Origin of the sequence: Streptomyces sp. NPDC046881 (genome assembly GCF_040645015.1) — a bacterium.
Lineage (GTDB): Bacteria > Actinomycetota > Actinomycetes > Streptomycetales > Streptomycetaceae > Streptomyces.
The window spans coordinates 17680-28138 of sequence record NZ_JBEYXJ010000108.1; the positions used below are offsets into that span (position 1 = coordinate 17680).

Annotated in this window: 10 protein-coding genes and 3 pseudogenes; 10 read left to right on the forward strand and 3 right to left on the reverse strand. The window is 68.6% G+C overall.

Annotated elements, in window-relative coordinates; all coding sequences use genetic code 11:
* Positions 1–87: 87 nt before the first annotated feature.
* The 4 genes and pseudogenes from ABZ923_RS33885 to ABZ923_RS33900 form a co-directional block, all read left to right on the forward strand.
* Positions 88–894, forward strand: coding sequence for an AfsR/SARP family transcriptional regulator (locus tag ABZ923_RS33885; RefSeq protein ID WP_361479672.1), 807 nt, complete (start codon positions 88–90; stop codon positions 892–894).
* Between the two features lie 299 nt (positions 895–1193).
* Positions 1194–1799 carry a helix-turn-helix domain-containing protein gene (locus tag ABZ923_RS33890; RefSeq protein ID WP_361479675.1) on the forward strand — a complete coding sequence of 202 codons (606 nt, stop codon included), beginning with the start codon at positions 1194–1196 and terminating at the stop codon, positions 1797–1799.
* Complete coding sequence (locus ABZ923_RS33895) at positions 1793–2116, forward strand: hypothetical protein (RefSeq protein ID WP_361479678.1); 324 nt, start codon at positions 1793–1795, stop codon at positions 2114–2116. The genes ABZ923_RS33890 and ABZ923_RS33895 overlap by 7 nt, the downstream gene beginning before the upstream one ends.
* Positions 2117–2360: 244 nt before the next feature.
* Positions 2361–2488, forward strand: a pseudogene (locus tag ABZ923_RS33900) (dTDP-4-dehydrorhamnose reductase); the annotation flags it as partial.
* 573 nt (positions 2489–3061) lie between these two features.
* Here ABZ923_RS33900 and ABZ923_RS33905 read toward each other — a convergent pair.
* On the reverse strand, positions 3062–3667 hold the full coding sequence (locus ABZ923_RS33905) for a TetR/AcrR family transcriptional regulator (RefSeq protein WP_361479681.1): 606 nt from the start codon (positions 3665–3667) through the stop codon (positions 3062–3064).
* Positions 3668–3761: 94 nt separating this feature from the next.
* Here ABZ923_RS33905 and ABZ923_RS33910 point away from each other — a divergent pair, with 94 nt between their 5' ends.
* Complete coding sequence (locus ABZ923_RS33910; RefSeq protein ID WP_361479684.1) at positions 3762–4964, forward strand: MFS transporter; 1203 nt, start codon at positions 3762–3764, stop codon at positions 4962–4964.
* A gap of 59 nt (positions 4965–5023) precedes the next feature.
* Here the strand turns inward: ABZ923_RS33910 and ABZ923_RS33915 are convergent.
* Positions 5024–5609 (reverse strand): annotated as a pseudogene (locus ABZ923_RS33915) (transposase family protein); the annotation flags it as partial.
* 830 nt (positions 5610–6439) lie between these two features.
* On the opposite strand from ABZ923_RS33915, the gene ABZ923_RS33920 reads away from it, so the two are divergent.
* The 4 genes from ABZ923_RS33920 to ABZ923_RS33935 all read left to right on the forward strand — a co-directional run bounded on the left by ABZ923_RS33920 (position 6440) and on the right by ABZ923_RS33935 (position 8791).
* The gene (locus tag ABZ923_RS33920; protein ID WP_361479687.1) at positions 6440–6595 is read left to right on the forward strand and encodes a hypothetical protein; all 156 of its coding nucleotides are present in this window, start codon (positions 6440–6442) and stop codon (positions 6593–6595) included.
* Positions 6580–7011 (forward strand): YeeE/YedE thiosulfate transporter family protein, encoded by a 432-nt coding sequence (locus ABZ923_RS33925; RefSeq protein WP_361479689.1) that lies wholly within the window; start codon positions 6580–6582, stop codon positions 7009–7011. Before ABZ923_RS33920 ends, ABZ923_RS33925 begins: the two co-directional genes overlap by 16 nt.
* 289 nt (positions 7012–7300) lie before the next feature.
* Positions 7301–8152, forward strand: coding sequence for a hypothetical protein (locus ABZ923_RS33930; RefSeq protein ID WP_361479692.1), 852 nt, complete (start codon positions 7301–7303; stop codon positions 8150–8152).
* A gap of 108 nt (positions 8153–8260) precedes the next feature.
* The gene (locus ABZ923_RS33935) at positions 8261–8791 is read left to right on the forward strand and encodes a hypothetical protein (RefSeq protein WP_361479695.1); all 531 of its coding nucleotides are present in this window, start codon (positions 8261–8263) and stop codon (positions 8789–8791) included.
* A gap of 361 nt (positions 8792–9152) precedes the next feature.
* On the opposite strand, the pseudogene ABZ923_RS33940 reads toward ABZ923_RS33935, so the two are convergent.
* Positions 9153–9682: pseudogene (locus ABZ923_RS33940) on the reverse strand (class I SAM-dependent methyltransferase); the annotation flags it as partial.
* A 252-nt stretch (positions 9683–9934) separates the two neighbouring features.
* On the opposite strand from ABZ923_RS33940, the gene ABZ923_RS33945 reads away from it, so the two are divergent.
* Positions 9935–10309, forward strand: coding sequence for a hypothetical protein (locus tag ABZ923_RS33945; RefSeq protein WP_361479698.1), 375 nt, complete (start codon positions 9935–9937; stop codon positions 10307–10309).
* The last annotated feature ends 150 nt before the right edge of the window (positions 10310–10459 follow it).

The following is a 10459-nucleotide window of genomic DNA, read 5'->3' on the forward strand; positions in this document are numbered from 1 at the left end:
CAGATTGCGCACCGTCAGCTTCGGCACCGCCGCTGACCAACCGCTGGAAGATCCACTGGAAGGGCCGCCCAGGGATATCCTCGGCCCATGGGTCTGCCGACGTCGGGTGAGAGTGCCGCGCACGGACTGCGCTTCGAACTGCTCGGCCCCCTGCGCGCACTGCGTGACGGCGCCGAGATCCCCCTGGGGCCGCCCAGGCAGCGGGCGGTGCTCGCCGTCCTCCTGCTGCAAGAAGGCCGCCCGATGTCCTACGACAGCCTGGTCGAGGCGGTCTGGGGCGGGACGCCGCCCGCCCACGTGCGCAATCTCGTGCAGAAGTACGTCTCCGGGTTGCGCCGCGCCCTGCCGGACGACGGCCCGGAACTGGTATGGACGGGCAGCGGTTACCAGCTGAGCGGCGCGACCGTCGCCGACTTGCTCGACCGGCGGCACCTGGTGGACGAAGCGCTCGCGGCTCGGGCCGCCGGCGAACTGACCCGGGCGAGGGATCTGGCGCGACTGGCCGAGGAACTGTGGCGAGGTGAGTTCGCCGAAGGACTGCGGGCGCCGTACCTGGAAGCCGAGCGGCTGCGCTGGGCGGAGAAGCGGCTCACTGTGCTGGAGGCAAGGCTGGCGGGGGAGATCGAGCTCGGCCACGCGTTCGAGTACGTGCACGAACTGGTAAGACTCGTTGCCGCGCACCCGCTCCGTGAGCGTTTCGTCGAGCTGCTGATGCTCGCCCTGTGCCGTACCGGTCGCCCCGCCGACGCGCTCGCCGCCTATGAAGCGGCGCGGCAGCGGCTGTCCGAGGCGTTGGGCGCCGACCCGGGCCCGATCCTCCGGGACCTGCACACGCGCATTCTGCGCCAGGACGTGACGCTGCTTCCCGCACCGGCGGCACTGCCGGTGCACTGAGCCGCCCACGCTGCTTCCCGCACCGGCGGCACTACCGGTGCACTGAGCCGCCCACGCTGCTTCCCGCACCGGCGGCACTACCGGTGCACTGAGCCGGCCACGACGGCGCGGCCGTTTCGGCATGCCGGTGATCAGCATCGGACGACCACCCGCCCCGGTCCGCCCTGTGCGTCGTGGGTGACAGGTGCGGGAACGGCCACCGGACGCCGGTGCGACCACCGCTCCGGTACGCCGTCGCCACGAACGCGGACGCCCCGGTGCCGATTGCACGGCTGACAAAAAATACTTACAGTGTCAGAATGTCAGACAGGGTGGACGGCAAGCGGGTCCAGATCATCACCGCGGGCATCAGCGTTTTCGGCAGGTACGGCTACCGCCGAACCTCCATGGACCTCATCGCCCGTACCGCCGGCGTGTCACGACCCGCCCTCTACCAGTACTTCAAGAACAAGCAGGAAGTGTTCCGGGCCGTTGCGCAGCACGTCTCCGCCCAGGTGACCACTGCCGCACGCGAGGCGGGCGAGAAGGGGCGAGCGCTGCCGGCCGAGGACAGGCTGTACCTCGTCCTGGCCGTCAAACTGGACGTGTTGACAGGATCCGTCCGGGCCGAGTCCCACGCCGAACTGTTCCGCGAAGCCGCGGACATCGCCGCGGACACCGTCCACGCCTTCGAAGAGAGCTACCGCACCGTGATCGAGGACGTCCTCCACGACTGCGCCGACGAACTCGACCTGCTCGGGCCGGTGCTGTCCGCCCGCGACACCGCAGACCTCCTGTGTGATGCCCTGGCAGGCATTGCACAAGCCCGCCAGGCACCGCAGGCCAAGCACGCGCGTCTGCGCCACCTGGCTCAGCTCACCGTCCGTGGTCTCACCCGCACTCCCGAGGATGCGTCCACATGCTGACCGTGGTTCTGAGCTTCCTGACCGGAATCTTCGCCGCGAACGCCACCCCGCACTTCATCAAGGGCATCACCAAGGAACGGTTCCCGACCCCCTTCGGCGACGGCCCCTTGGTCAACCTGATCGCCGGCTGGGCGATGTACGTCATCACCGTGCTCCTGGCCGTGGCGGCCCATGCGGCCGAGCGCCCGGTGCCCGCCTTCGCCGCTGCCGCCCTCGGCGTTCTTCTCATGGGCATCTTCCACGCCACCATCGGCGCCTTCGGCCGGGGCCGGACACTTCTTGCCGCCGATGAGGCGAGGCCAGGGTCCCGTTCATGAGCGGTCGGCCCCGGCCGTCGGCGGTCCGGGAAGCCCGCTTTCCCCACGGCGGGAACGTCGTCCGGAGCAGGCCCGCCTGATGGCGGTACCCGCGCCCTGAACGCGGTTCCTGCCGGTCAGCCCTGGACGCCCGGGGGACGCTCAAGGGGACGTTGCGTACGGCGCGCCCCTGGCGGTCGAGGATCCGGCCCATCCGCTCGGCGGTGCGCAGAGCCACGGTGCGGCTTGTGACGCGGAGTTCGGACATGCGCTCGCAGGGCCCGACGCCGTGAGCCGTCAAGAGCTCGGCATCCTCATCGCCAGGCGCGACGGCCTGGACGCCTCCCGGCTGCCCACGGGTCGCGGGCCCGCAGCACACTTCCCGGCGCCCTCTTCCGCGTGCGCGGTCACCCCTGGCATCCCGGCGGCCAGCAGCTCCGCCGACACCCTACGCCTCCAGCCAGGGTGCCAGTGTGCGGTCACCGGGATGCTGCTGCCGGGGTCGGGTCAGGTGGTGCTGTCGACGGTCATCGGGAGGGACGGGACCAGCTACTTGCGCTCCCTGGGAGAGACGGGTGGTCACGCGTGCGCGTGGCACGGTCTCACGGGTTCCACCGATGTACCTCACCGCAGGTCACGGTGCGGCGCACCTCTGGCTCTTTTGCACCCGGCGGGTCACAGCACGCCGTTCATGGCGTTGCCTTCCCAGCCGTCGACCTCTTCGAAGTACGTCTCCACGGCGGCGGAGTTGTCCGCTCATCCGCCCTGCCGGGCGATCTCCTTGCGGTCGTTACCCACAGGCTTGGAGCTGGTGGCCGCACCGCAGCAGAAGGAGTGCCCGGGGGGCGGAACGTCAGCTCCGCGGCGGCGCCCAGCTTGGTGATGACGTCGCCGATCGTCTCCGGGTCCAGGCCGCCCGTCGCCCGGTGGTCCGGTGGGGGTAATGCTGGATTGTTGCCGTGGTGGTCAGGAAGGTGTCGTCGGCGTGGGCCCCAACGCCAGGATCGCGACGTCGATCGCGGTGGCCAGACGTGCGGGGTCATGGCCAGCGCGTTCCCGTACCCGCAGCCCGAGGACCGTGGTGAACAGCAGCTCCACGGCGGCGTCGACGTCGAGATCGGCGGGGAGTTCGCCCTTGCGCCGCCCTTGGAGCAGCACCGAGCTCAGTGCCTGCCGGGTGACCTCGAAGGCGGCCTCGGTCCGCCGACTGACCTGGTCGTCGCTGGTACCGAGTTCGGTGGCGGTGTTGACCACGAAGCAGCCTCGACCGGGCTCGCCGTCGGCCGGGCAGGTGACCAGCCACAGCATCCAGTCCCGCAGCACGTGGCGGATCGGCCGGCTGTCGGCGTCGAGCAATCGCTCGGCCTGAGCGGACTCCGTGGCCCGGTAGTGGTCGAGCGCGCGCAGGAACAGCGTGTGCTTGTCGGTGAACGTCCGATACAGGCTGCTGGGCGTGAGCTTGAGCTCGTCACCCAGATCACGCACCGAGGTGGCGTGATAACCGCGTCGCCAGAACAGCTCGGTTGCTCTGACGACCGCGTCCTGCTCGTCGAACTGTCGGGGGCGTGCCATGCCCCGAGTCTACCGAACTTGTGGAGCGATCGCTCCCATACTAGGGTCCCCGGATATGGGAGCGATCGCTCCCGAATGATGGGAGGAGACACCGGTGACGACCGCAGAACAGCCCGCCGCCCTGGCGAGCGCCCCGCAGGTATCAAAAGAAGATCACTGGCTGGCGGTCAGCGCAGTGGCCTTGGGAACGTTCCTGCTGGTGACCGCCGAGCAACTGCCGATCGGACTGCTGACCTCCGTGGGGTCGGCACTGTCGGTCTCCGAAGGAACAGCTGGGCTCATGGTGACGGTGCCCAGCCTGGTCGCCGCAGTCGCGGCACCAGTGGTTCCGGTACTCGTCGGCGCACTGGACCGCAGGCTCCTGCTGCTCGGGTTGATGGCGTTGATGACCCTTTCCAACGTGGCATCGGCCGCGGCACCGAACTACGCCGTCCTGGTGTCCTCCCGAGCGCTGGTCGGGGTGGCGATCGGTGGCTTCTGGGCCATCGCCAGCGGCCTGGCCGTCCGGCTGGTATCGACTGAGAACGTGCCACGCGCCACTGCGATCATCTTCGGCGGCGTCGGAGCCGCGAACGTGTTCGGTGTCCCGCTCGGCACTCTGATCGGTGAACTCACCGGCTGGCGCATCGCCTTCGCCTCCATGAGCGCCTTGGCGCTCATCGTGCTGATCGCCTTGATGGCCGTGCTGCCGTCGCTGGCTGCCTCGCAAGCTATTCGGCCACGTCTCCTGGCTGAGCAGTTCTGCAACCCGGGTGTGCGCATCGGCATCATCGCGACGGTCCTCATCGTGTTCGGCCACTTTTCGGCCTATACCTTTGTGAGTCCGGCACTTCAGAAGTTGTCGGGCATCGATGAAAGCTACGTCGGCCCGCTGCTGTTCGGGTTCGGCGTGGCAGGCATGATCGGCAACTTCGTCGCCGGCGCGGCACTCGCGCGCAGGGTGCACCGGAGCGTGCTGATCATCGCCGTGTCTCTCGCGGTTGCGATGCCGCTCTTCCTGCTGCTGGGCCAGGCGACAGTCGGCGGCGCCATCTTGCTGATCGTCTGGGGTCTGGCCTACGGCGGCGTGTCGGTCGCACTTCAGACCTGGATGATCAAGGCCGCCCCGCAGGCGGTGGAAGCGGCTTCCTCCCTGTGGGTGGCGGTGTTCAACTTGTCGATCGGCCTCGGCGCGCTGACGGGCGGCGTCATCGTCGACACGCTCACCCTCCAGGGCGTTCTGTGGCTCGGCGGCGCCTGCGCCCTGGCAGCCGCACTGGCGGTCTGGTACGCCCGCACCAACGAGAACCTGCGATGACCTGGATCCGTGCGCCACGCCCGAGGATCGATTGCAGCGGGCCCCATCACGGCGCACTGTCAGCGTTGCCGCTCCAGGGTGAGGATGGCGGCGGCATTGACGACATCCGATTCGGGCTGCACCGGGACCTGCGGAAGATCCGCCACGTCTTCAGTCGCGCAACGCCGCGCTCGACCGGTGCCCGGGCTGCGGACAACGCACGGTTGACGGATTGCTGGGTTGGCGAGAGGTCGCGGCCGGGCGGGCGTCTGAGGGGCGTTGTCACCCACGGGCCGGCTCCCAGGTAGGCGCGGTCGGCGAGGATGGGGATGCCCTGGCGTTCGCGGATCCGGATGATCCGGTGGCTGCGGGCCGCGGTGAGGTCGTGCGCGCGGCCGGGCAGTACGGGCGAGATCCACAGCAGTCGGCCGTCCGGATCGGTCAGTCGGCGCGGCCATCGCCCAGGCGGTCGCCCTCGGCAAGAGTGCTGTCCAGCAGGACGTAGTCGGGATCGGTCTCGCGCAGCACCTTGAGCAGGCCCGGTGCACGCCCCTCCAGCAAGCTGATCACCGCGGTGGTGTAGGCGTGGGCGGTGCCCACCGAGATACCGAAGCCGACGGCAATCTGCGCGAGCGAGTCGTGCCGGCGCAGGTGCACCAGACCAACCGTTCGCATCTTTAACCCGCATACGTGAGGTGATGTCACAGCCCGCGCATTCGGAGCGGCTGACTGCCGCGCGGTGCGCAGTGATGCGGAGCAGAGGCAGGCCAGGTTACGGGGGAAACCGAGCCTGCCTCTGCGGCGCCCGCATGACTCCCTCCGGAGGCCGAGCGCCATAACCCCGCCCGGGGGGTCACTTCGATCAGAGCCCGCCCCGACGGGAGTGACACGAACCGACGGGAATGATTGCCAGGCCCTCACATTTACGGAGGCACACACCTGACACCTCCGCAATTCCTGGTGGACGCAGTTCACCGAATGGATGGGAGGCCCCGCATGAGCGGCTACTGGCCCTGGTGGGCCGGAGCGGCCGGACTCGCTCTGATCACCATCAACTACGTCCTCACCACGGACCGGTCCTTCGGGGTGTCGTCCGCGTGGGATCGCGTGTTGCACTGGCGCAGGGAGCGCCGTTTGGAGCGGGTGGACGAGGAGTTCACCGACGAGCGCGCTCTGGCTGACGCTCTCGCCGAAGCTACGGCAGAGCACTTCGGCACCGGCCCCACGGCGTCGGCCGTGGCGTCGGCTCCGTACGGGACTTCACAGCTGCTCGAAAGCAACGCCGAACCGACGGCACATGAGAGCACTTCGGTGACCAGCCCGGGCCCGGCCCCGCTGGTGACCCAGGCCGCCCTGCTGGTATCGATCTTCTTCGGCGGACTGATCGCCGCGGTCGTCTCCGGCCGGTTCCGCCTCCGCTTCGACATGGGACCGGGATTCCGCAACGTGGTCACCGCAAACCCGACCGCCATGACCGTCCTGCTGTTCCTCGGGGCGTGCTGGTCGGCTTCGGCACCCGGCTGGCCGGCGGGTGCAGCTCAGGCCACGGACTCAACGGTTGCGGTCGCCTGCGCCCGGTCAGCCTCGTTGCGACCGCCGTGTTCTTCGGCACCGCCGTCGCGGTGTCGTTCCTGCTGTGGAAGGTGATCTGATGCGCACTCGGGGCGCGATTCTGCTGCCCAACATCATCACCGGGCTGGCTCTTGGCTTCACCGTCTCCAATATCGGCTTCGGCGACTACACCGAGCTGAACCGCATGTTCACCTTCCAGGACGTACGCATGTTCCTCTCCTCCGCCGGCGCCGTGGTGATCACCGTGTGCGCGTTCGCACTGCTGCGAATCCGCCGCACTCCAGGGCGCATCCACGCCGGCGTGATCCCGGGCGCTGTGCTGTTCGGCACAGGCTGGGCGATCTCCGGCGGGTGTCCGGCCATCCCGATCGTCCAAGTTGCCAGCGGATACCTGCCCGCCTTGGTAACCATCGTCGGCGTGACCGTTGGCATCCGGCTGTGCCGCTGGGCCAACGCCCGCTACTTCCACCTCGACCGCGGCTCCTGCGGCCTGTAACCAAAAACACCCACCGACGCGCCTGCCTAGGAAGCGGCCCCCGGTCGGGGCCGCTGCGTCTGGCCAACCGGAGTGGCGCGGGTCACTGCCACGGCGGACCCAGCCCGGATACCCCCGCCTTCTCCGGTGTCTGCACGAGAATCCACGCAGGAGCATCACACATGCCGCACACAGCGTTTCGAAAGCCTCGTTAGGGTTACTGACTGCTCGATTACATGTGCGAACCTGACCAGGTCGTGGCCCAGGCAGGCCCACGGCATGTCGAACCAGGAAGACCGGAAGACCGCGGATGGACTACTGCACTGCATGCCGTCGACATCTCAATGGCGCCCTGGTGTGCCCCGGGTGCGGCGCCTACGCCCCGGACATCGACCCGCACGCCGTCGACGGCCGCAGCAAGTCGTCCCCGACGATGTCGAACGCCGCACCGGCCCCAACGCCTCACCGGGACACCGCAACCTCCCACGTGCAGCATGACGCATTCCTCGACGGCGAGACGGAGCCCAGCGATTCCCCAGGCGATGCCCCCGCCATTGCCGCCGATGTCGAAGACCCGCAGCCCGCGCAGCAGGGGCGTGCGGCACGCCGGCGCCAACTGGTCCGCTGGAAGAAGAACAAGCGTCGGGCGGCGATCGCCAGCGCCGTCACCTTCGTCGGAGGCGGCCTGACCATCGCCATGATGGAACGGACCTCCACCGACCGGGCCCAGGTAGCCACGGCGCCACACGACGTGAGCATCGGCACCGTGGACGATCACCGACCCGAGCAGAACCGTCCGGCCTCCGCGCCAGCGACCGATCAGGACACCCGCCGGTCGTCACACGCCCCTTCGCAACCGCAGTCGCCGACGACACTCCACACCCTGCGAGTGCAGGCCCGCGTGGTCTCGCCCCGCACGGCGCCGGCTATCGACCGGCCAGAAGCAGCCGCGCCCGGCCGCCCGGCCGTGACGCCGACGCCACAGCCGCACAGCACCGCCCCCACCACCAGCGACACGGCGCCCAACTCCTCCAATGCAACGGCGCAACAGCCGTCGATGCCCGCGCCCAGCAACGGCACGGCGGGAACGTTCCAGACCCGTCCCGCACTGGTACCGACGTCCCCGACGGACGTCTGCCTACTCGGACTGTGCCTCAACTGACCATGTCTGCATCCGGCCGTTCGGGGTAGATCGAGTTCCGGAAGTCTCGCGGGCCGGTCAGCCCGTGAGTCACGGCCCCGGCCGCCGGAAGGAGAGAAGGCAGAGCGCATGAGTTCCTGCGACCAGTTTCAAGTCCTGCTGCGCCGCATCGGCCGGTGGTGGGCCGTCGACATTCCCCGCCTCGGCCTACACACTCAGTGCCGCACTCTTGAGGGTGCGGAGGAGCTGGCGCGCGGCCTGGTCGCCGAAGCCGTCGGCGCCCCTCCTGACCTGATCGTCCTGAACATGGTGGTGCCTGAACTCGACCCTGTGCTCACTCCGGTGGCCGAAGCACGGCACCGCCGGGCGGCTGCGGTCGCCGCCGAGGACCAGGCGATCGCCGCCGCTGTTCACGAGCTCGTGGACAAGCTGCACGTCAGTCAAGGTGACGCAGCGCGCCTGCTCGGCATGCCCACAAGCGAAGTGGCCCACTTCACGCCACAACGCGGCACAGCGACCGCCGGCACTCGGCAAAACGCAGGGCAGCAGCGCACCCCCGGGCCCGCGCCCACTCCGCCACGACCGGGCGCCGCCGTCCCCTTTTCCGGCTCGCGTCCCGGCCTGCCTCGGCGGCAACGGCAGACGGCCTCGCCCGCCTGACCCACCTGGGCGATTCCGGACGACGGCGCTGCAGGCCGAGGCTGACAGGGCTTCCCCACCAGCAGGCATGCGTGCGCGGACAGACCCGCACGGGACAATTGTGTGGAGTAGCCGCCAAGCATTTGGCCGGTCGGCATGACCGGCCGCAACCTTCCGAGACGTTGCGCGGCCTCGCCGCCGCTCTGTGCTGCTACCAGAGGCTCATCCGCCTCACCGCACAGGACATGGTGTAAGCAGGTGTTCTCGATCCTCAGGCCGGCCGGGGAATCGGGTCATCCCGTGGGCGTGGCGAGGTCGCCCACAGGATGTGCTCACCTTGGGAATTGCGAGGTGCGATGTCGATGCGGGATTGGACTGCCGGTCATGCTGTCGAACGCCAGCGGGACGTGGTCTCGGCGCTTCGTGCGGTGTGGAGTGGCTCGGTGGCGTCCCTGGCCCGTGGATGCTGGGGCTTGGTGTCGATCTTGTCCACAACGCGGAGGCGTGCTGCCCGGATGGCGTCAAGCAGTTGCTGACGTGTCCGAAGGCCAAGGTGCTCTGCCAGGTCGGACAGGATGAGCCAGCCTTCGCCGCCTGGCGAAGGTGGGCGGAGAGTCCAGCGAGGAAGTTGTGCAGCACTGCGCTGTCTGGGTCGTAGACGCCTTGCTCGATGGAGCTGGTCGGACGGGCGAGGAGCCAGGGCGGGTTGCACACGATGAGGTCGGCGCGGCCTTCGGGGAACAGGCCGGGGCCCGAGACCTCGATACGGTCGGTCAGTGCGAGCCGGTGGGCTTTTTGCTTGTCGCAGGTCAGGACGCGTGGGTAGATGTCGGTGGCCACGACGCGGTTGATTCCGCGGCGGGCCAGGACCGCGGCGAGGACGCCGGTTCCCGTGCCGAGATCGAACGCTGTACTGGTGGCGGGACTGTGCTGGGTCTCCGGTGGCAGAGGCGTGTGGCGACCAGGTCGACGTATCGCCTCTCCTCTGGCCTTCAGGCGGCTCATCAATTCCGGTCATCGGACAAGCGCATTAGAAGGTTGTTCGATCATTTTGGGTCGCTTGCGGTCAGCACCATCGCCAGCCGGGCTGGCGCGCCTACGTTGCGGTTGCGGGCGGGTGAGGAACCAGAGCCCGCCGTAGCCGACAACCAAGGGGAGGCGCCGATGGCGACTGTGGAAGTGGCCCTGAAGGAAATGATGACCGGGATCGAGGGGGCAGTGGGGGCGGCCGTCGTCGACTACACCAGCGGCATGGCCCTCGGCACCTTGGGCGGGGGCAGAGACCTGGACCTGACGGTCGCCGCAGCCGGGAACACGGACGTGATCCGCGCCAAGGTACGCACGATGGAGCATCTGGGCCTTGACAGCAAGATCGAGGACATCCTGATCACGCTGGAAGGGCAGTACCACCTCATCCGGCTGGTGACCAGCCGCAGCGGCAACGGCCTGTTCATCTATCTCGTCCTCGACAAGGACCGTTCGAACCTGGCCATGGCCCGCCATCAGCTCAAGCGGATCGAGGAGCAACTCGAGGTCTAGGCCGCCTCCAAGGACCGGTCTGACACGCGCCCATGAATTGAAAATTTCTTCAAGTCATCACATGGAGAGGATGTCAATCCATGAACGAGGGTCAGCTGGGCTGAGCAAAATGAGCAGGCACGACACGTGTGGCGGTGGCGTCCTGAGGAC

Excerpts from the sequence above, each read along its gene's own strand:
- ABZ923_RS33945 (WP_361479698.1), top strand. The coding sequence starts at position 9,935 with ATGGCGACTGTGGAAGTGGCCCTGAAGGAAATGATGACCGGGATCGAG.
- ABZ923_RS33895 (WP_361479678.1), top strand. The coding sequence starts at position 1,793 with ATGCTGACCGTGGTTCTGAGCTTCCTGACCGGAATCTTCGCCGCGAAC.
- ABZ923_RS33905 (WP_361479681.1), bottom strand. The coding sequence starts at position 3,667 with ATGGCACGCCCCCGACAGTTCGACGAGCAGGACGCGGTCGTCAGAGCA.
- ABZ923_RS33935 (WP_361479695.1), top strand. The coding sequence starts at position 8,261 with ATGAGTTCCTGCGACCAGTTTCAAGTCCTGCTGCGCCGCATCGGCCGG.
- ABZ923_RS33885 (WP_361479672.1), top strand. The coding sequence starts at position 88 with ATGGGTCTGCCGACGTCGGGTGAGAGTGCCGCGCACGGACTGCGCTTC.
- ABZ923_RS33930 (WP_361479692.1), top strand. The coding sequence starts at position 7,301 with ATGGACTACTGCACTGCATGCCGTCGACATCTCAATGGCGCCCTGGTG.
- ABZ923_RS33890 (WP_361479675.1), top strand. The coding sequence starts at position 1,194 with ATGTCAGACAGGGTGGACGGCAAGCGGGTCCAGATCATCACCGCGGGC.